General features: G+C 65.9%; 22 protein-coding genes and 1 riboswitch. Of the genes, 11 read left to right on the forward strand and 11 right to left on the reverse strand.

Annotated features, from left to right (window positions below; all coding sequences use genetic code 11):
• Positions 1–23 precede the first annotated feature (23 nt).
• The 5 genes from AC3ITW_RS00630 to AC3ITW_RS00650 all read left to right on the forward strand — a co-directional run bounded on the left by AC3ITW_RS00630 (position 24) and on the right by AC3ITW_RS00650 (position 3,109).
• Entirely contained in the window at positions 24–491 is a 468-nt protein-coding gene (locus tag AC3ITW_RS00630; RefSeq protein WP_004134669.1) for a YiiD C-terminal domain-containing protein, read from the forward strand.
• Between the two features lie 32 nt (positions 492–523).
• The gene (locus tag AC3ITW_RS00635; RefSeq protein WP_004134670.1) at positions 524–949 is read left to right on the forward strand and encodes a hypothetical protein; all 426 of its coding nucleotides are present in this window, start codon (positions 524–526) and stop codon (positions 947–949) included.
• Positions 950–1,006: 57 nt separating this feature from the next.
• Positions 1,007–1,444: a rhodanese-like domain-containing protein gene (locus tag AC3ITW_RS00640; protein ID WP_004134671.1), complete on the forward strand. Its 438-nt coding sequence runs from the start codon at positions 1,007–1,009 to the stop codon at positions 1,442–1,444.
• 100 nt (positions 1,445–1,544) lie between these two features.
• Entirely contained in the window at positions 1,545–2,063 is a 519-nt protein-coding gene (secB, locus tag AC3ITW_RS00645) for a protein-export chaperone SecB (protein ID WP_004134674.1), read from the forward strand.
• 20 nt (positions 2,064–2,083) lie between these two features.
• Entirely contained in the window at positions 2,084–3,109 is a 1,026-nt protein-coding gene (locus AC3ITW_RS00650; RefSeq protein WP_004134677.1) for an NAD(P)H-dependent glycerol-3-phosphate dehydrogenase, read from the forward strand.
• Between the two features lie 139 nt (positions 3,110–3,248).
• On the opposite strand, the gene AC3ITW_RS00655 is transcribed toward AC3ITW_RS00650, so the two are convergent.
• Positions 3,249–3,725 (reverse strand): YybH family protein, encoded by a 477-nt coding sequence (locus AC3ITW_RS00655; RefSeq protein WP_012509699.1) that lies wholly within the window; start codon positions 3,723–3,725, stop codon positions 3,249–3,251.
• A 116-nt stretch (positions 3,726–3,841) separates the two neighbouring features.
• Here AC3ITW_RS00655 and AC3ITW_RS00660 point away from each other — a divergent pair, with 116 nt between their 5' ends.
• Positions 3,842–4,507 (forward strand): Ivy family c-type lysozyme inhibitor, encoded by a 666-nt coding sequence (locus tag AC3ITW_RS00660; protein WP_100435580.1) that lies wholly within the window; start codon positions 3,842–3,844, stop codon positions 4,505–4,507.
• Between the two features lie 36 nt (positions 4,508–4,543).
• Here the strand turns inward: AC3ITW_RS00660 and AC3ITW_RS00665 are convergent, their stop codons facing one another.
• The 5 genes from AC3ITW_RS00665 to AC3ITW_RS00685 all read right to left on the reverse strand — a co-directional run bounded on the left by AC3ITW_RS00665 (position 4,544) and on the right by AC3ITW_RS00685 (position 8,895).
• Positions 4,544–5,926, reverse strand: a complete 1,383-nt coding sequence (locus AC3ITW_RS00665) for a HipA domain-containing protein (RefSeq protein WP_180889894.1) — start codon at positions 5,924–5,926, stop codon at positions 4,544–4,546.
• Positions 5,923–6,186 (reverse strand): helix-turn-helix domain-containing protein, encoded by a 264-nt coding sequence (locus AC3ITW_RS00670; protein WP_049398603.1) that lies wholly within the window; start codon positions 6,184–6,186, stop codon positions 5,923–5,925. The genes AC3ITW_RS00665 and AC3ITW_RS00670 overlap by 4 nt, the downstream gene beginning before the upstream one ends.
• Before the next feature lie 430 nt (positions 6,187–6,616).
• Positions 6,617–7,303 (reverse strand): L,D-transpeptidase family protein, encoded by a 687-nt coding sequence (locus AC3ITW_RS00675; RefSeq protein ID WP_485617219.1) that lies wholly within the window; start codon positions 7,301–7,303, stop codon positions 6,617–6,619.
• Between the two features lie 156 nt (positions 7,304–7,459).
• A complete protein-coding gene (locus AC3ITW_RS00680; RefSeq protein ID WP_012509703.1) occupies positions 7,460–7,732 on the reverse strand; it encodes a hypothetical protein in 273 nt (90 codons plus the stop codon).
• A 212-nt stretch (positions 7,733–7,944) separates the two neighbouring features.
• The gene (locus tag AC3ITW_RS00685) at positions 7,945–8,895 is read right to left on the reverse strand and encodes a DUF2268 domain-containing putative Zn-dependent protease (protein ID WP_174238292.1); all 951 of its coding nucleotides are present in this window, start codon (positions 8,893–8,895) and stop codon (positions 7,945–7,947) included.
• Between the two features lie 206 nt (positions 8,896–9,101).
• Here AC3ITW_RS00685 and AC3ITW_RS00690 point away from each other — a divergent pair, with 206 nt between their 5' ends.
• From AC3ITW_RS00690 to AC3ITW_RS00710, 5 genes are all read left to right on the forward strand, one after another.
• Positions 9,102–9,677 (forward strand): OmpO family porin, encoded by a 576-nt coding sequence (locus tag AC3ITW_RS00690; RefSeq protein ID WP_004134798.1) that lies wholly within the window; start codon positions 9,102–9,104, stop codon positions 9,675–9,677.
• 123 nt (positions 9,678–9,800) lie between these two features.
• Positions 9,801–10,568, forward strand: a complete 768-nt coding sequence (locus AC3ITW_RS00695) for a helix-turn-helix transcriptional regulator (protein WP_489389957.1) — start codon at positions 9,801–9,803, stop codon at positions 10,566–10,568.
• Positions 10,569–10,636: 68 nt separating this feature from the next.
• The gene (locus AC3ITW_RS00700; RefSeq protein WP_100435572.1) at positions 10,637–11,005 is read left to right on the forward strand and encodes a VOC family protein; all 369 of its coding nucleotides are present in this window, start codon (positions 10,637–10,639) and stop codon (positions 11,003–11,005) included.
• Between the two features lie 123 nt (positions 11,006–11,128).
• Positions 11,129–12,103 (forward strand): Dyp-type peroxidase, encoded by a 975-nt coding sequence (locus tag AC3ITW_RS00705; RefSeq protein ID WP_100470143.1) that lies wholly within the window; start codon positions 11,129–11,131, stop codon positions 12,101–12,103.
• A gap of 85 nt (positions 12,104–12,188) precedes the next feature.
• Positions 12,189–12,605: a hypothetical protein gene (locus AC3ITW_RS00710; protein WP_180889893.1), complete on the forward strand. Its 417-nt coding sequence runs from the start codon at positions 12,189–12,191 to the stop codon at positions 12,603–12,605.
• Between the two features lie 108 nt (positions 12,606–12,713).
• Here the strand turns inward: AC3ITW_RS00710 and pnuC are convergent, their stop codons facing one another.
• The 5 genes from pnuC to AC3ITW_RS00735 form a co-directional block, all read right to left on the reverse strand.
• The gene (gene pnuC, locus AC3ITW_RS00715; RefSeq protein ID WP_065724093.1) at positions 12,714–13,283 is read right to left on the reverse strand and encodes a nicotinamide riboside transporter PnuC; all 570 of its coding nucleotides are present in this window, start codon (positions 13,281–13,283) and stop codon (positions 12,714–12,716) included.
• Positions 13,284–13,291: 8 nt separating this feature from the next.
• Positions 13,292–15,481, reverse strand: coding sequence for a TonB-dependent siderophore receptor (locus tag AC3ITW_RS00720; protein WP_489389958.1), 2,190 nt, complete (start codon positions 15,479–15,481; stop codon positions 13,292–13,294).
• 70 nt (positions 15,482–15,551) lie between these two features.
• Positions 15,552–15,647: riboswitch (TPP riboswitch) on the reverse strand.
• Positions 15,648–15,756: 109 nt separating this feature from the next.
• The gene (locus AC3ITW_RS00725) at positions 15,757–16,881 is read right to left on the reverse strand and encodes a phosphotransferase enzyme family protein (RefSeq protein ID WP_489389959.1); all 1,125 of its coding nucleotides are present in this window, start codon (positions 16,879–16,881) and stop codon (positions 15,757–15,759) included.
• Positions 16,882–17,006: 125 nt separating this feature from the next.
• Complete coding sequence (locus AC3ITW_RS00730) at positions 17,007–17,414, reverse strand: glycine zipper 2TM domain-containing protein (protein WP_005411889.1); 408 nt, start codon at positions 17,412–17,414, stop codon at positions 17,007–17,009.
• A 247-nt stretch (positions 17,415–17,661) separates the two neighbouring features.
• Entirely contained in the window at positions 17,662–19,653 is a 1,992-nt protein-coding gene (locus tag AC3ITW_RS00735; protein ID WP_489389960.1) for an XVIPCD domain-containing protein, read from the reverse strand.
• Positions 19,654–19,682 lie beyond the last annotated feature (29 nt).

The raw sequence follows: 19,682 nt of genomic DNA on the forward strand, positions 1-19,682 counted from the left end.
TCGTTGTCGTGGTCTCTGCTCCGATGTCCGTTGATGCTCTGACTTCCTCGTTGGCTGCCCTGCAGGACGTGCTGGACTGCATGCCGGCGGTCCGCGCCATGCAGATCCAGCTCGACGGCTATGCCGATGGCGTGCTGCGCATCACCGCACCGCTGGCCGCCAACGTCAACGACAAGGGCAATGCCTTCGGCGGCAGCCTGGCCTCGGTGCTGACCCTGTCCGGCTGGGCGCTGGTCAGCTTGCGCCTGCGCCTGGCCGGCCACGACGCCGAGGTCTACGTGGCCGACAGCAACCTGCGCTACCTGGCGCCGGTCTACGAAGACCTGCACGCCCATGCCGAAGCGGCCGAGGCCACCGGCTGGGACGCCTTCCTGAACACCTTCCGCCAGCGCCGCAAGGCCCGTATCAGCATCGTCGCCACCCAGCCCGGTGCTGATGGCAAGCCCGCCGCCGAGTTCAGCGGCCGCTTCGTGGCCTTCGCCAAAGGGTAGGATGGCAGGCTGACGTTCTGGGGAAACCACCGATGCGCCGCCTCATCCAGTTCCTGATGTTCTCCCTGCTGCTGGTCAGCGCCGTGGCCTCGGCCGATGACCTGACCCGCAAGCAGCGCAAGCTGCTGGAAGAGACCCAGATCGCCTACGGTGCGACCATCCGCTGGGGCAGCATGGACGATGCCATCGGCTATCTGGACCCCAAGCTGCGCAAGGAAAAGCCGCCCACCGAGTTCGAGCTCAACCGCTACGCGCAGCTGCGCGTGTCGTCCTACCGCGAGCGCAGCAGCGCCGCGCTGGAAGGGGGCCTGGTCGAGCGCCGGGTCGAAATCGGGGTGATCAACCAGAACACCCAGGCCGAGCGCACCGTGGTGGTGGTCGAACGCTGGCGCTGGGACGCCGAGGCCAAGCGCTGGTGGCAGACCGCCGGCCTGCCGGACCTGTGGAAGGGGCAGTGACGGGCCGCGTCCGGCTTGTGCGACAATCGGCGCCCGCTTAATCGACCCGTGACCTGAGTGAATTACGAAGAGTTGCTGGCCTTTGCAGGCCGAAACCCGATGCTGTCCGCGGCCCTGGTCGGCCTGACCGTGGCCATCATCGTCACCGAGATCCGCCGCCTGTTCCGGGGCTTCAAGGGCATCAAGCCCGCCGAACTGACCCAGCTGATCAATGCAGGTGGCACGGTGGTGGTCGACCTGTCGGCCAGCGGTGACTTCGAGAAGGGCCACATCGCCGGCAGTCGCAATGCCCAGGCCAGTGCCTTCGGCCCGGACAACAAGCTGGTGGCCAACGCCAAGCAGTCGCCGGTGGTGCTGGTGTGCCGCAGTGGCAACGCCTCGGAAACCGCCGCCAAGGCGCTGAAGAAGGCCGGCTTCGAGAAGGTCTACGTGCTCGACGGCGGCATTCCTGCCTGGCAGCAGGCCGAGCTGCCGCTGGTCAAGGGCCGCAACTGATTGTCGCAGGCGGCGGATCCGGCCTTGTATGGGCCTGGAACCGCCCCCATCGCAGTAGTTCGACCATCGTTTTCATTGCATTCACCTGGAGTTACTGGAAATGTCCGAAGAGACCACCAACGGCGCGGTTGCGCCGGCCGATGCCGCCACCGGCCCCGCTTTCACCGTCGAGAAGATCTACGTCAAGGACGTTTCCTTCGAGTCGCCGAATGCTCCGACCATCTTCAATGACCAGGTGCAGCCGGAACTGCAGCTCAACCTGAACCAGCAGGTGCAGCGCCTGGGCGAGAACGCCTTCGAAGTGGTGCTGGCCGTGACCCTGACCTGCCAGGCCGGTGAGCGCACCGCCTACGTGGCTGAAGTGAAGCAGGCCGGCGTGTTCGGCCTGGTCGGCTTGGACCCGCAGTCGATCGACGTGCTGCTCGGGACCCAGTGCCCGAACATCCTGTTCCCGTACGTGCGCCAGCTGATCAGCGACCTGATCCAGGCCGGTGGCTTCCCGCCGTTCTTCCTGCAGCCGATCAACTTCGAAGGCCTGTACGCAGAAACCCTGCGCCAGCGCCAGGAGCAGGGCGACGCACCGTCGCTGGCTGACTCCGAGCCGGCTGGCAACGCCTGATTCCTGCCGCGACGTCACGGATGAGCACTACCGCTGACAAGATCGCCGTGCTGGGCGCCGGTTCCTGGGGAACCGCGCTGGCCAGCCTGCTCGCACGGCACGGTCACCCGACCGTGCTGTGGGGGCGCGACGCTGCCATGGTCGAGGCCATCGACCAGCGCCACGAGAACCCGCGCTACCTGCCGGGCATCCCGCTGCCGGACAGTCTGCGTGCCACCACCGACCTGGCGTCGGCGGTGGAAGGCGCGGCCTGGATCCTGGTGGTGACCCCTTCGCACGCGTTCGGCGAAACCGTGCGTGCGCTGGCGCCGCTGCGTCCGGCCGGTGCCGGCGTGGCCTGGGCCACCAAGGGCTTCGAACCCGGTTCGGGCCGCTTCCTGCATGAAGTGGCGCGCGAAGTGCTGGGCGAGGACGTGCCGCTGGCCGTCGTCACCGGCCCGTCGTTCGCCAAGGAAGTGACCCAGGGCCTGCCGACTGCGATCACCGTGCATGGCGACGTGCCCGAGTTTGCGCAGACGGTGGCTGAGGCGATGCACGGCCCTGCGTTCCGCGCTTACACCGGCGACGACATGGTCGGTGCCGAGCTGGGTGGCGCGATGAAGAACGTACTGGCCGTGGCCACCGGCGTGGCCGATGGCATGCAGCTGGGCCTCAACGCCCGTGCCGGCCTGATCACGCGCGGCCTCAACGAGATGCTGCGCTTGGCCGCTGCGATCGGCGCCAAGCCGGAAACGCTGATGGGCCTGGCCGGCCTCGGCGATCTGGTGCTGACCTGCACCGGCGACCTGTCGCGCAACCGTCGCCTGGGCCTGGCCCTGGGCCGTGGCCAGACGCTGCAGGATGCCGTGCGCGAAATCGGCCAGGTGGTCGAGTCGGTGCAGACCGCCGACGAAGTGATGCGACAGGCACGCCGTCATGGCATCGACCTGCCGATCTCCGACCGCGTGCGTGCCGTGCTGCACGGCGAGCAGACGCCTGAGGAAGGCCTGCGCGCGCTGCTGGCGCGGGAACAGAAACCGGAATATCCGGACACGCTGTTCAAGTGAATCGAAAAATCCCGGCCACGCGCCGGGTTTTTTTTTCGCGCCGTCCAGGCATGGCGTAGATCTACTCCGGAACCCGCTTCCGGTAGCCGCCAACCTTGGTTGGCGCCCGGTAGCGCCGGGCCATGCCCGGCGGAATCCATCACCGCGCCCGTGGCGGCGCGTTGCCGTTGTCCATGTCCGAGAAGATCAACCACGGTCCATCGCCCACGCGCTTCAGCGTCAGCGTGAATTTGCCGGTGTCCCCCATGTTGTTGCCGTAGCGGTAGGCACCAATGATGTAGCCCGTGTTCCCGTCCACCGAGTACGCCAACGCACGCAGCCGCAACGGGCTGCCACCCTGGCCGGAATACGCGGCTTCGATTGCACTGCGCCCACGCACGGGTAGCTGGCTGCTCTGCAGCACAAAGCCATCCTCGGCGAACAGCGCAGCCAGTGCCTTGGCATCACCGCTGCGCCAGGCCTGCTCGTAGTCGCGCAGTACGCGATCCAGTGTCGCGGGCAAGGCCGCATCGGGAAGCGGCTGTGCCGCCTTCGTGCTTTCGGCATCGTGGGCGATTGCCGGAATTGCCAGCAGCAGGGCACTGCAGAAAATCACGGCGAGTCGTGTGCGGCGCATGCGTCCAGGCCCTTGGGATGACAGGAAGTCGACGAACGCATCCTAGCGCGCTGCTGGTTAGAATCACGCAGGCGCCCGCGCGGCGGCATGCACCGCAGATCAGACAAGGACAAGGAATGAAGATTCGAATCACAGGGATGGCACTGACGGTCGCACTGCTGGCCGCCTGCGGACAGGCACCAGCGCCGGATGCAGCACCGACCGCACCGGCACCGGCCACCGAAGCACCGGCCGCCACGGCAACGGTGGTCGAGAAGGAACCGTCCATCGAAGACGGCGTGGACCCCTCGGTGTGGGACAACGAAGGCGAACCGGAAGACCCGGGTGCTGGCGGCGAACTCACCTGCGCGGACAATCCGCTGGCGACCCACTTCTTCACCCTGGTCGGCGGCAACACCGTGGACGACTGCGGCCGCAAGGACCCGAAGGTGCTGGCCGCGTTCAACGCCCTGATGAAGAACACGGCGGCGGCCGAATCCGCCGACAAGGACATCCCATCCCTGCGCGAACGCCTGCTGAGCGGGCCCAGCGGGCCCGGCGAGCTGGTGGTGCTGCAGGGCGAGCCATGGTGGTTCTACACCGCCTGCCAGGCCCACGACTGCCCCGGCACCGCATTGGCGATGCTGTACTCGCCCGATCAGTCGAAGATGGTCGGCCGCCTTACCGCGCGCTGCAGAATCTGGTGGCTGGGTGAACCCAGCGACGAGCAGCGCGCGCTGATCGAGCGCGAGCAGCCGGTGGACAAAGCGATGCTGAAGGAAGAAGGCGAGTCCTGCGAGTAATCGGTGGTGACGCCGGATGATGTTCCGGCGGCCGCATCATGCCGGTGAAAGCTGCCTCACCATGTCGGCGATGATCACGTGGACCAGTGTTCTCAGGAAATGCACTTCGCCTTCCAGGCTTGGGCCGATGTCGAAACGGGTCGACCATTGCTGGTTTTCCTGCAGCACCAGCGCGTAAAGCGCCTGGGCTTCGCTCGTGATGCGGTCGATCTGATGGCGCAGCTGCCGGGTGGCAGCCGGCCTTCCCAGGCCCAGCGCTTCACCGGCAGAAACCAGATGCTCGAAACGAAGGTCGTGGAAGCGCGCGACACCGAGAATGGGCCACGACAGTTCCGAGCGTTCTGGCCAACGTGCGCCCTCGTCGGCATACGCGCGGGTCTCGTAACATGCGGTGGACAGCAGGTCGTAGTGGGGGGCCAGTTCGATGCCCCTGCTGTCGACCAGGAAGCTCAGGTTCTTCAGGTGCGCATCGTTGTTGCCGGTGAGTACATTGAAGATCAACCAGTCGAACAGGCGGACGCGCGTCTTGAGCTTGCTTCTGCATTGCTCGACGATGACCTTCAGGGTGTCGATGCTGCCGAGCGTGTACTTGAACTGCCGGTCGAGGTTGAGCAGCTGGCAGGCGTCGATGGCATGACGGCGATGGATGGCATCGGCGGTGATTTCGCGATCAAAGCGCTCGATGATGAAGACCGGCTCCGGTACGTAGCGGCGCTCGATCTTCGGCACCTGCAGCCCCATGCGCTGTGCAAGGCGCATCACGAACCACTCGTTGGCCACGCTGTGGGGATAACTGCTGCTGGTGCTGTCAGGCTTGAGGATGTGGGTCGAGGGCTCGGCGCCCAGAGGTTGGTAGAGTTCTCCCCCTGTCTCGATGATTGCCAGCTTGTGCTGGGCACCTGCCAGTGACATGCGCTTGGCGGCACCCGCCGCAAGCGACGTGCGTGGCAGGCCTTGGATACGCGTGGAGAGTTCCGCATCGGGCAGTGGTTTTCTGCCGCCGGGTGGCAGGCGCTGGCCTGGAGGCAGCAGCGTCAACGAGCCTGCCGATTCCGCGCCATAGGCGGCCAGCAATGCGAATGCGTCCGCGCCATCCACCCTGGCATCGGTTGCCATCAGCGTGCGTTGCTGCTCTTCCGGCAGCAGATTGTCGAAGTACCACTGCACGGGGCGTTGGCTGGAGCCATCGAGGATGGCGGTGTCTTGCAGTGGCAACGCAGGCGCCAGTGGAAACCGATGTGCGCTGCCGAGCCACTCCGGCGCATAGGTGAAGCGCCACAGGTTCGCTGCTTCGGTCAGGCGGCCCACCGGCGCTTCGTCGATGCTGACCTGCAGTTCGCGTGGTGGAAGCGGATAGTGCAGTCCAGACAGGACGGTCGTTGTAATGACGTCCTTGAGATCGATACGGGGGGCGCTCATGGCACCTTCCCGTTGGCACGTTTGGCCAGCAGGGCCATCGCTTCGTCCGGCACGTCGATTTCGACATGCAGCCCCAGCTCGTCAAGCACGGTGAACAACTTGCCCCATTGCACCGTGGTACCGCCGCGTTCGACCTTGGCCAGGAAATTTTCGCTGACCCCGATGCCTTCGGCGGTTGCATCCTGGCGCAGTCCCTGATGCTTGCGGGCGGCTCTCACCAGTGGTCCCAAGGCCTCAGCCTTCTCAAGCCTGATCTTCAATGGGAACTCCCCCAGCAGAGCCTGACGCTCTGGATTCGACCCATCGTCTATACCATATAATCCTCACTGCAGTGAGGATTATTCGCGCAAAACCCAGGATTCCTTAGAATCCTTTCGATTTTGAGGATTTCTTGGCAAAAGAGCTGGATGCAAGAAAATCCTCATTGAAATAAGGATTTATTTGCAAAGGTGTCCAGCCCCCCCCAAAATCCTCATGAACTCAAGGATTCTTTGACGTCGTGGGAGCGCGATGCCTCATCCGGTCCATATGGGCAGCGCCACGGGGGGGGGACGTCCGCGATGAGTGGGGTCCAGGTGGGGCCTGCCAGGAGCGTGCCCGGGAACCTCTGCCTGCAGCGCAGGCTCGCAACCTCAACAGGCCTGGCCGCACCCCGGCCACAACCAGCGATGGCCGCAGGCAAAGCGTCTGTTACTTGCTCGCGCGCCGCGCGCCCTTCTCGTCTTCGTCCTTTGCATCGCCCCGGCTGTGCGCGAACTCCGGGAACGTCTTCGCGATCGAATCCTTGTCCGGAAGGATGTAGAACACACCGCCCTTCTCGAACGTGGATTGCACGATCTGCTCGTAGAACGCAGGCGTGACGTTGATGCAGCCGTGCGTAACGCGGTTGTCGTCCGGCGAAGGTGATGCCAGCCGTTGGGCGCGCTTCTCTTTCGGGGTGCCTGGCGGCAGCGGGTGCATCGAAACGGCGGAATCGTAGTCCACCCACAGCACGCGACCGGCATCGTCGGAGGGGCCATAGCCACCAATGAAACGGCCCGCCGGGGTAGTGCGGTCATGGCCTGGAATCGCACTCAGCGCGAGCTTGGCAACGCCGGGTGCGGAGTGATCGCCGATGGCCGAACCGAACAGCGCCGGTGCGGCACCGCGCAGCTTGCCGTCGCCGCTGAAGACCAGCACCTGCGCCGCGGCCTTGTCCATGATCGCGAACGGATAGCCCTGGTTGTCCTTGCTGGCGACCACCCAGCCGGCCAGTTCGATCACCGTCTCGGAGACGCTCTGGTCAGCGGGAAGTTCATCGACTGTGGCCACCGGGGGTGCAGGTGCGTCCTTGTCCCTGGCGTTGGCTACGCCGCTGCACGCAACGGCCAGTGCCATGGCCAATGCGGCATGGAGGGCGCGGCGTGCAGGGGAGGAGGAGGTACGAATGGGACGGCTCCTTGCAATGAAATCTTGGTGGAAGGATGCCAGTGGCCGGCGAAGGCCACTGGTTCCCAATACAGAGGTGGATCAATTCAAACGGTGAGGGAGCGATCAGCCGCGCGGCTTGCGGCCGGCAGGTGCCCTTTCAAGCTGCTGCACGCGACCTTCGATCTGGTCCAGACGCTGGTTGGCCTGCTGCGCCGACTGGTTGGCGGACTCGGCACTCTGGGCGGCGCCCTGCACCTTTACATCGAGCTGGTCGAGACGCGAGTTGATCGTTGCAAACTCGTTCTTGTAAGAGGCGCAAGCGCCAAGGCTCACGGTGGCGATGAGCGCCACGCTGAGTGCACGGGCCATCTTCATGTGTTGCGAGGTCAGTTTCATTCCACTCCCTCCTTCGTCTGGGGAAGCTGGAATATAGCGGCGTTTGTTCCCGGCGCTACCAAGCGCTTTCAGCTGGAATTTGAGTACGTGGATGGGCTGTGAAGGCCTGTAAATCAACGAACCTTAACAAGCGGGATCAAGCGAGCTGATCTGCACCGGCGTATCGCCTTGTGCCTGTTCAATATCACCCATTCACCTGCATGAAGCCTGCATCACGGCATGTGCGTCTGCGTGCTTTCGCCTGCTCCGCACGCAGGTTGCCATCCACTTGCTTCCAGCAGCGCTGCAGCGTTTCCAGGCTGGACAGCCAGCAGTTCGGCGATGGCGTTGGGCGTGTCGGGCGCGCGCGCAACATAGGCATGGGCGATGCGGTAGCCGATCCAGTAGCCCAGATCTCCGCGGCGCGTATCGTCGCCGGGGCCGTTGTACAGCCACCTCGAAAGATCGGTACCCATGCTGTCCTGCAGGAACGCGCGCTCCAGCGCACACTCGCGACCCTGCGCCCAATGCTGCAGATGCGCGTTGGCCGGTTGCCCGGAGATCCGTTCGGCCACGTATTCGGCGCCGCCTTCCAGCAGCGTCTGATAGAGCAGGGTGGGCTGCTCGACATCAACGCGCGCGCCGGGCTGTTGCACGTGCACGTACTCATGGGCGATCAGGTGCACGAAGCGATCGCTTGCATCGGCCTGCATCCAGTCAGCGTTGCACAGCGCTTCCAGTCCAATGACCACACCTGCTTCGGTGGTAACGCCACCACTGTTGCCGCGGCCCACCAGTACGGTGACCGGGGGAAAGCGCGCAGATGGCAACAAGGCGCCGAGCTGATCGACGGCAGCGGCGACGCGCGTGCGGATCGATGGCAATGCGGTCGCGCAGGCTCTCGCTTTCGCAAACAATGCCGGCTTGTCCTGGATGGCCCTGGCCAGCCGCTCCATCGAGCCGATACGGCTGTCGGTGAAGCTGCGCAGGGCATCCGTACCCGCATCCAGATAGCCGTGCTGCAGATCATCGGCGCTTGGGCGCCCATGGTTGGCGTCCAGCACCTTGAAGAAGCGCGTGACATCGTCTGTCTGTACGACGATGTGCCCGGCAGGACCGACATGCTCAGCCGCCTGTGCCTGCAGCAGCGCGATCGGTGAGGCGATCAGGATCAGTGCCCGCATCAAGCATCGAGCGTGATGCGCGTAAGAAGCCGACAGCAATGCCATGCGGAGTTCCCTGAACGCCAGCCTTATTTATACACCAGTCAGTTCAATATTCAGGGTTGATTAGACCCCCTAACGGATAATTCACACCTGTCGACCGCCTCCTCTCTCTCCCCCTCCCGGGAGGCGGTCGACGAAACCAAAATAATTAAAGGTGTGTCCCGATGAACAAGAATTCGCTGCTTGCCCTGGGTCTTCTGGCTGCTCTGCCGTTCGCTGCATCGGCAACCGATGGCCTGTCGTACAACTACGTTGAAGGCGGCTACGTGAACACCGATGCCAAGGGCGGCGACGCCGATGGCTGGAAGGTGAAGGGTTCCGTTGCGGTGCACCCGAACTTCCACGTCTTTGGCGACTACAGCGCCCAGGAGACCGACAAGTTCAAGAATGACGTCGACCAGTGGCGCCTGGGTGTCGGCTACAACTACGGCATCGCACCGAACACCGACCTGGTGGCTCGCGTTGCCTACCAGAAGTACGACGAGAAGCGCGGCCTGGACTTCAACGGCTACTCCACCGAAGTGGGCGTGCGCACCGCGTTCAACCCGTACGTGGAAGGCTACGTGATGGCCGGCTACGAAGATTTCAGCAAGAAGCACGGCTACAACCCGGACGGCGAGTTCTACGGCCGCGTCGGCGCCACCGCCAAGTTCAACCAGAACTGGGGCCTGAGTGGCGAAGTGAAGCTGGCCAAGGCCGGCGACCGCGAGTGGTTCGTGGGCCCGCGCTTCACCTGGTAACAAACGCCTGTCGTTAGTGCGTGTTGTGCTGGCGTGTGACTCTCTCTCTCTCCCACACGCCAACCGAAGCCCGGCCTCGCGCTGGGCTTCACTTTTATGGGCCCTGTGGCGCCACAATGCGGCATGGGCGACCCTTCCTCCCTCGAAGGTACTGGCACGGCCTACCAGGAGCATCTGGCGCCTGCGCCGCTGCGTGGCCACTTCGGCCAGCTGTGGCAGAGCCAGCTTCCTGCCGGTGCCGATCGGCACATCACCGTATTGCCCGATGGCTGCGTGGACATTCTCTGGCGCGACGGCGCGCTGTTCGTGGTCGGCCCGGATCGGGTGGCTGCACATCCGGCACTGGCACCCGGTGCACAGGTACTGGGGGCACGCTTCCGACCTGGCCAGGCATTGGCCGCGCTTGGCCTGCCCTTGGCCGAGATCATCGGCCAGGCGGTGCCACTGGTCGATCTGAAGGGCGCGTGGGCGAAGAAGGCTGCAGCCTCCATCGGCGATACCGCGCCAGCGCAGCGCCTGCAGCGGATGGCGTACTGCCTGCAGCGGCATATGGGCGCTGCCGCACTCGACACCCCGGCGCAGCGTGCACATGTCCTGTTCCAGACGCTCGCCGCGGGTCACGCCACGCTGGATACGCTGGCGGCGCACTTGAGTCTGAGCCCGCGCAGCCTGCGGCGTTTCAGCCAGTCGCAGTTCGGCTACGGCGCCAAGACGCTGGAGCGGATCCTGCGCCTGCAACGCTTTCTTCGCCATAGCCGCGCGCTGCCGCAGCACTCGTTGGCGATGCTGGCCGCTGATGCCGGCTATGCCGACCAGGCCCACCTAAGCCGCGAGGCGCGCGAGCTTGCCAGCATGACCGCACGGCAGCTGCGCCTGGAATGGGGCCGATGATGGCCGTTTTCTTCAAGACCGCCGTGCCGCGCTGACCGAAGCTGGGGCTCCCACCCAGGAGTCACGCCATGAGCCACGCCGCCCCCCCCGATGCCGAACGCCGCATCGACAACATCGAATTCAACGTCGCCGACATCGCCCGCAGCAAACGCTTCTACGGCGAGGTGTTCGGCTGGAATTTCACGGACTACGGCCCGGCCTACACCGAGTTCGACGACGGCCGCCTGAAAGGCGGCTTGGTGTCCGACACACCGGTACGTGCGCAGGGCGGCCCACTGGTGATTCTCTACTGCGCGGACCTTGCAGACGCCCAGCAGCGCGTGATCGCCGCCGGTGGCGAGGTGGTGCAGGCGGTGTTCGCCTTCCCCGGTGGCCGTCGCTTCCACTTCCGCGATCTGGATGGCTACGAGCTGGCGGTCTGGAGTGATGTGGATTGAGGTCTTCGTGCCTTCGCCAGTGGACGGAACGAGAACCGCTCCGTCCCCGGTCAGGCGGTTCCGCTATGATCGCCCGCACATCGCTACATGCGATGCGCCCGCCTCAAGCCAGCAGGAACCGCCGTGAACTCCCAGCCCGCACCGATCACCGCCCTCAACCACACGCTCGAAAACGAGCCGCAGCAGATCACCGCGCCGCTCACCCATTCGGCGGCGTTCCTGGTGCTGAAGGTGAAGGGTGACGAGGCGTCGATCGCCAAGGCACGCGAGGTGCTGGCCAGCACCGATGACCTGATCAAGAACACCGCCATCCGCGAGATCGAGCGCACCTTCACCTGCAACGTGGCCATTGGTCACCGCGTGTGGCAGCCGCTGGTGGGCACCACGCCGCCGCGTGAGCTGCAGCCGTTCCGCGAGATCAAAGGCGCTACCCACACGGCAGTGTCCACACCCGGAGACCTGCTGTATCACATCCGCGCACGCACCATGGATCTGATCGTGGCGTTCGAGCGCAACCTGTTGATGGCGTTCGGCGATGCGGTGGAAACGGTCGATGACGTGGCGGGCTTCCGCTACTTCGATGGCCGTGATCTGCTCGACTTCGTCGACGGCACCGCCAATCCGGAAGGGCTGTCGCTTCCGGAAGCCACCATCGTGGGCGATGAAGACCCGGAGCATGCCGGTGGCAGCTACGTGGTGGTGCAGAAGTACCTGCACAATCTTGATGCCTGGCGCGCGCAGAAGACCGAGGCGCAGGAAGCGATCATCGGCCGCACCAAGCACGACAACATCGAACTGGACGATGCGCCGGCCGATGCACAGAAATCGCACAAGACGCTGTGCACCATCGAAGACGCCGACGGCGAGCACGAGATCCTGCGCGACAACATGCCGTTCGCCAACCCGGGCCGTGGCGAGTACGGCACCTACTTCATCGGCTACACGCGCCGCCTGTGGGTGATCGAGAAGATGCTCGAGCGCATGTTCATCGGCAATCCCGCGCCGCTGCACGACCGCATCCTCGACTTCTCCACCGCCACCACCGGCGTGACCTTCTTCGCGCCCTCGCGCAAGGTGCTGGCCGACCTGGGCGACTGATCGCGCCGGGCAGTGCCGCCCGCCATCTGCCTGTCATCTACCGCGCCGACCATCAGACGTTGGATGGAAGTGCAGGAGGCTGGCGATGGCCATGGCAGGAAACAGGACCGGCGTACGCCGCTGGTGGCGGCCATTGGCCGCGTTGTTCGGTGCGCTCGCACTTGGAAGTGCCAGCGTTTCCGCGCAGGAGGCTCCCGCACACTGGATGGCCTATGCCGCCGCCGTGGGCGGCCAGTTGCAGCAGCGCCTGCAGCAGGAGCAGAACCCGCAGGCGCAGCGCGTGCTGGAATGGATGCAGGCACATCCGGACGCACCGACGCCGCTGCCGGTGAGCGTGTGGATCGCGGCGGATGGCCGCATCTCGAAACTCGAATTCGATAGCCTGGGTGACGCCCAGGTCGACGCCGACCTGCGCGCGACCCTGCAGGCCGCGCCCTTGCAGGCAGCCCCACCGGCCGATATGCGCCAGCCGCTGCGGCTGGGCCTGCTGCTTACCCAGTAGATTCAGGCCCTGCGTGGATGTGTTGGGTAGATGCCGACCTTGGTCGGCAGGTGTGCGCCAACCAAGGTTGGCGACTACCGGTAGGCCCCGGCCACGCATGGCGTGGCTCTACTGGGTTGCCACCTGCGGTTCACGCGCGGCCGCGCTCCATGCGCGCAGCCCGAACACGGCCAGGCCGAGGAAGAACACGTACAGCGCGGCGGTCACGTGCAGCGACTTGAACAGGTACGCGCCCACGTAGACCACGTCCACCGCGATCCATATCCACCAGCAGGCCACGTGGCGGCGTGCCTGCCACCACTGGCCGACCAGGCTCAGCGCGGTCAGCATCGCGTCCAGCCACGGCAGGGCGGCATCGGTGAAGCTGTGCATGGCCGCACCCAGTGCCACGCCGCCACAGAGGCCGATGGCCAGGTCGCGCAGCAGCTTGCCGCGCGCCAGTGGCACGATGCGGACGCTGCCCTCGTCGGCGGCGTGCTGCCGCCAGTTGAGCCAGCCATAGACCAGGAAACCACCGAAGGCGACCTGCAGCAGCGTGTCCGAATACAGCTTGGCCTCGGCGAAGACCAGCCCGTACAGCGTCACCGACAGCAGGCCCACCGGCCAAGCCACCAGCCGGCGCTTGGCCATCAGCCATACACCAAGGATGCTGCACAGCGCGGCGGTCCACTCGAGCATGACGCCGCTCACAGTGCGAACGTCACCGACAGGCGGGCCTGTCGCGGTGCGCCGGGGAACAGGTAGTAGTCACCACCACTGCTGCCGGTATCGCGCCAGTAGAAGCGGTTGAACACGTTATCCACCGACAGGTTCCAGGTCACCGCACGTTCGTGCAGGCGGTGCTGGAAGCGCAGGCCGGCATCGAACACCGAGTAGTCCGGTGCGCGTACACCACCGTCGGCGCGTGCCACGTTGGCACCGGCATAGCGCCAGCCGCCGGTCACATCCAGGCCCTGCACGAACGGGAGCGCATAGGCCACGTGCACGCTGGCGCGCACCTTTGGCACATTCACCAACTGATGGCCTTCATAGGCCGGGGTGCCGGTGTCGCGCGCGCGCGCCTGCAGCACGCTGGCGCTGGCCACGATCTGCAGCGCGTCTGTCAGCTGCCCGTTGGCAGTCAGCTCCAGGCCGGTGTGGGTCTGCGTGCCTTCCTCGACGAAGGTGTAGCCGACGTCGCTGCTGTCCGGCTTGGCGTACTGGTACGGCTGCGAGATGCGGAACACGGCTGCGCCCAGCGTCAGCGCCTCGACCGGCACGTACTTCACGCCCACTTCCAGCTGGCGCGACTGCACCGATGGCAGGAAGGTGTCGGCATTGCTGGTCCAGAACGGCGCTTCCTGGCCCAGCGAGATGCCGCGCACATAGCTGGCATAGGCATTGAGCTGATCGGTGGCCTTCCACACCACGGCGGTCTGCGGCAGGAAACGCGACAGGCGGCTGTGCCGCTGCGGGGTACCACGCTTGTCGTAGGCACGCTCGTCCAGGCGCACGAAGCGGCCGCCGGCCAGCCACTGCCAGTCATCACCGAAGCTCATCCGGTCCAGCGCGAAGAACGCGGTCTGGCGGCTGTCCAGGCGTCGTGCGGAGGGGCCGGGCATCTTCGGCGACGGTTCGAACACCGGCACCTGCGCATCGTGGATGTTGCTGGTGCCGACGTACTCGTTGACGCTCGGGCGCTTGTCCACGGTGCGGCGGAAGTAATCGGCACCGAGGGTCAGCTGGTGGCCGACGCTGCCGGTCTCGAAGCGGCCACGCAGCTCGGCACGGGCCTGCTGGTTGCGGCGGGTGTCGTCCGGGCTGCGGTAGTCGTAGACGTCGTAGTCGCCATTGGGCGCGAAGTAGTTGCCCGGCACGCTGCCATCGGCGCACTGCGTGGCGTAGTAGCAGCCATAGGCGAAGGCGACGTTGTCATCGATCACCGAGCGGCTGTGGCCGACCGAGACGCGCGACTGCCAGGCATCGTTGAAGTCGTAGGTGTGCAACGCGGTGATGTTGGTGCTGGCGATATCCACCGGGCGCTGCCACGGCTGGTAGCCGAGCAGGAATTCGCGATCCACGCCGTGCGGCAGCTCGCGCGCGCCCAGCAGCTGGTAGCCCGACACCGAGCGCTGCGAACTGGTCTGGTAGTTGGCATCCACTTCCAGCTTGCCGCGTTCGCCGATCAGCCAGTCGGCGGCCAGCGAATAGAAGTTGCGACGGCCATCGGCGTGCTCGACATAGGAATTGCTGGCATCCCATGCGGCATTCAGGCGCAGGCCGAAACGCGGGGTGATCCAGTGGCCGACATCGACGGCGGCGTAGCGCGAGCCTTCCGAATCGGTGCCGAGGGTGACCGTGCGCACTTCGGCCGGTCGCTTGCCGATGTAGTTGATGATGCCGCCGGGTGCCATCACGCCTGCAGCCAGGCCAGCTTCACCCTTGAGGATCTCAACCGACTGCACGTTCTCCAGCGCCAGGCGCTGTTCGCCGGCGATGGACAGGCCGTTGAAGCGGTAGCCGGTGGCGGCGTCCAGTGCGAAGCCGCGGATGGCGATGTTCTGGTAGTAGCCGACCGGCGCGTACGCATCGCCCAGCGAGGCATCGTTGCTGGCCAGCTCGGACAGCGAACGCAGCTGGCGGCGGTCGAGGTAGTCGCGCTCAAGCACGTTCACCGACGCCGGCATCTCCTTCCAGGAACCACCACCGAAGGCGTTCACGCGCGAGGTATCGGCCTTCGGCTTGCCGGCCTGCACGCGCACTGCCGCCAGTTCGGTCGGCGAGCGTTCGGCACCAGTGGCAGCCGCATCGGGAGATGCATCGGCCTCGCTGGCATGCAGCGGCAGCGCGGCGCAGAGGGCGAGGGAGAGCAGGGTGGGGCGCAGGCAGCGGTTCATTCGGTTCGTCTTCGGACAACAAGGGAGACGAAGCGACGGCGCGCAGGTGCACCGGCCCATGACGGGGGTGTGGCTGCGGCTCAAAGCTCCCTACGCCGGTGCAAACCGGATCAGGTTCCAAGGGACTCTCTCAGCCTGGCAGATCCAGGCACCCCCGCTTCAGGTGACCATTTCACTACAAATGGTACGGATTTGCGAGTGGGTGCTCTTCAGGCTGCGGGGTCAGATCCCTTTCCGCAGGAAAGGGATCTGACCCGGACGGTGCGCCACCCGGGTCACGCCGCTGCGCGCAACGCCTGCAGCAGTGCCTGTCCCGGCGCGCTGTGGAACCACGCCGGGTGCCCCAGCATGAACGGCTGCCAGGCCACATCCGCGTTTGCGGTGGAGCCGGTGATGCCTTCGAAATACTCCACTTCGGATAGTGCGAAGTCGAAATGCACCATCGGCAGCAGGTCGGCCAGCAGCTGCACGCGTGCTGCCGACAATGGCAGCACCTTGCGGTAGCCGTCGATCAGGGCCAGCGCGACATCGATGCGCACCGCCTCCATGCCGCGCTCCAGTTCCAGCCACGCCACTGCGTTGCGCTCGATCGCGGTGGCGAGGTCGAACAGGGCGCTGGTGGGCGAGGCCAGGCCGAAATCCAGCACGGTGCTGACCTGTCCGTTGCGCCACAGCAGGTTGGAGACATGCCAGTCGTTGTGCGCCCATAGTCGCGGTTCGTCGCGCAGGCGTTCGGCCAGGCCGGTGTGCCACGGCAGCACGTCGCGCTGCAGCTGCGCTTCCCAGGGAATGCGCGCGAGATAGCGGGCCAGCCCGGGGCGCTCGTGCAGCCCCGCCTTGATGGCCGCGATCGGATCGTTGGCGCGGATGAGGTCGTCGCGTGCAACCAGCAGATGGGTACTGCGCTGTGGCGCGTGATAGCTGGCGGCGGCACGGTGCAGCTCGGCCAGCATGCGGCCGGCTTCGCGGGCCTGCGCGACATCGGTCAGCAACGACCACGACGCGGCATCGCGGTACAGGTCCTCGCCCACGCCCACGGCATGCAGCTCGAAGGTCCATTCGCCGTGCTCGACCGCGGTGTGGCCATCGGTTGCCGCCAGCACCTGCACAACCGGTACGCCGGCGGCAGCGAGATGGGCGATGAAGTGGTGTTCTTCTTCCAGGCAGGCGGCGCTGCGCACGCTGTGGTGGTGGCGCTTGATGAACACCGGTCCGCGCGTGCCATTGACGATGGCAGCGGCCGACAGTGGCCGAGGACTGTGCCAGTGCGGGTGGCTGTCCGCATCCAGCTGCGGAAAGCGCTGGCGCAGCCACGCGAGGTCTGCGGCGCTGATCGGCGGCCAGTCGGCAGCAACCTCGTCGTTGTTGAGGCCCTGCACGCGGTGGGAGGAAGAAGTCATGCCGCAGCCCCAGTGGGGAAAGTCACATCCAAGGCTGCGCATTCAACGCCATGGCCGCCCGCAACGCAAACGGGCGGATCATCGACCCGCCCGTCCGTGCATCGGCATGGGGGATGCCGCGCTGCTTACCAGCCGCGATGGCGACCGCGGTCGTGGTAGTAGCGGTTGTCGTAGTAGCGCTCGCGCTGCCAGCGACGGTCGTCGCCACGGTCGTAGTAGCCGCTGCGGTAGTAACCACGGTCGTAACGGCGATCGTAGCGGTCGTCGTAACGGCGATTGTCGTAGTAGCGACGGTCGCGGCGGTCGGAGGTGGTCAGGTTGCCGATCGCGCCGCCGGCCACGGCACCGCCGACAGTGGCAGCGGGATCACCGTTGGAGAGCAGGTTGCCGGCCACGCCACCGACCACGGCGCCGACCAGGGTGCGCTTGTCCTTCCTCGACATCGCGCTGGCATCGCTGACCACGGCGACACCGGCCACCAGTGCCAGGGCCATCGCCAGACCACGGAAGCTGAGTGCGGAAGTACTGAGCATGTTCGTTCTCCTGTGAGGTGCATGCCACGCTGGGCAGGGAGAGCGCGGGGCGCCCCGGCTGCCGTGATGTCCACGCTGGCGTTCCAACATTGCCGGAACATTGCCTGGTCCACCGTGCGGCTTGCGCATTCATCTAGCGGCAGGCGGCATGAAGCAAGGCTGAAAGCGGCCCCGGCCGCTCAGCTGGCAGATAAGGAAAGGGCCACGCATGGCGTGGCCCTTTCCCGGTCTGCAAGGCGCTGCGGGCCTAGACGCCCATCGCTTTCTGCGCCTGCCGGGCCTGCTCCTGCTGCGTCTCCTGCTGCTGGTGCAGCACGTTCGGCGCGCCCTGCACGGCACCGCTGCTGAGAGCCAGGCTCTGCTCGCTGGCAGCACGGGTCTCCACCGCCACGCGGTTGGCGGCGGGGTCGCCGATGGTGCCCTGCACGGCGAACAGGCGCTCACCGTTCGGGCTGGGCACCACCGAGTCGATGCGCTGCAGGCCGGCGGCATGCGCCTCCTTGGTCAGTGCCGCGGCGGCGCTTTCCAGCGCGTGGCGGTCCTTGAAGGTGCCGGCCGGCATCAGCTCCAAGCCCTTGCTGGCCTGGATGAACAGCGGATTGCGCGGGTGCCGTTCGTCGTTCAGCAGCGGTCGCTCGCGGGCGTCCCTGATCGCGTCCAGCGTCTTTGCCCCGACAATGCCGTCGGCGACCAGGCCGTTGTCCTTCTGCAGCTGGCGCACCGCCGCGTCGGTGTTGCGGCCGAAGCGGCCATCCTCGACCAGCGGCTTGCCGTCGGCACCGACGTAGCCGAGATGGCCCAGCTGCTCCTGCACCTTGCGCACGCCCTCGCTGTGCGCGCCCTGCTTGTACAGTTCGGCGTGCGGCGTGGCAGCGGCCTTGTGCTCGGCCGCAGGCTTGCCCTGGGTCTGCTCGTGCGACGGGGTGCGGTTTTCCAGCAGGTCGCGCGCCTTGGACAGCGGGTCGGAGGCGTACAGCTTCCAGTTCGGGTGGTCCTTCACCTGCTTGAGGTAGTCCTCGACCGGCATGGTGTGCACACCCTTGCTGCCGGTGGACTGGCTGATCAGCAGCTTGTCGGTGTTGGGATCGCGCACGACCATCACGATGTGGTCGATGCCGTTCCAGTGCTCATGGCGGGTCTTGGCCGTATCCAGGCCGATGATCATGCCTTCCTTCAACGCATCGGGCTTGAGGATCGCGTCGCGGTCAAGCAGCACGCCGGACTGGTCGAACGCCTTGCGCACGATGCCGCCGGAACCGAGGTTGCCCAGGTCGATGCGATCAGCTTTGCCGAACACCGCGTGCCCGGCCTTCTGGTTGATCTCGTCCATGGTCCGGTTCTGCAGGGTGCCGACCCAGCCGGAACAGTCGATGTAACCCTGCTCGACGTTCTTGCCGGTCTTGCCCGGTACGTACAGCGCGTGGCCCGGAATGTTGATGGCGTACTTGACGTCGTCGTACTTCACGCCGGCCTCGTAGGCGGCCTGCAGTTCAATGCCCGGCTTCGGCGTGGCAGCCGCCGTTGCGGTTGCCGCCAGCGTGGCTGCACCCGCCGCCACGGCTGCGCTGGCCTGTGCAGGCGCTGCCGGGGTCTGGCCCTGGCCCTGCGCCACCGCCTGCGGTTCGATGTTCTTTTCCGGAATGCTGATCGCCGCGTACTTGTGGATGTAGTAGCTGGAGAACGTCCGCGCCAGGTCGCCATCGTTCATGCCGCGCATCTCGGCCAGCGTGTGGCCGGTCAGCGCCTTCGCGTCGGAGCCGATCTGGTTGAGTACGTTGCGGCGCATGTTGATTTCTTCGCCGTGGCTGTTGCGGACCACGCCGAAGGTGCCGGTGGCAATCGCGGTCTGTACCGAGCCATAGCCGGCGCTGCCCTGCTGGTGGGCCAGGTACAGGTCCAGGCCGGTCGGGGCCTCACCGCCGGACAGGTAGGGATTACCGGTGCGCTCGTTGCGGCGTGCCATCGAGTCCAGGTTGTCCTGGTACATCTGTGCGGCCGCTTCGGTGTTGCGGGTCGGATCGAACTCGTGGCCGGTCAGGTGGTACTGGCGCGCGGAGCCGGGCACGAACTGGAACAGGCCCTTGGCGCCGGATGAGGTGTTATGGGCGCGCTCGTTGAAGGTGCCACCGGTCTCGATGTGCGCGAAGCGCATGAAGTCATCCACGGGGATGCCCTTCTGCCTGGCGACCTGCTCGACGATGTCCAGGACTTCCTTTCTGCTGTAGTCATGCTGTGCCATGACGTTTTCCTCGGGGTTGATGGAGCGGC

The sequence above is a fragment of the Stenotrophomonas sp. KH_052 genome (genome assembly GCF_057838755.1).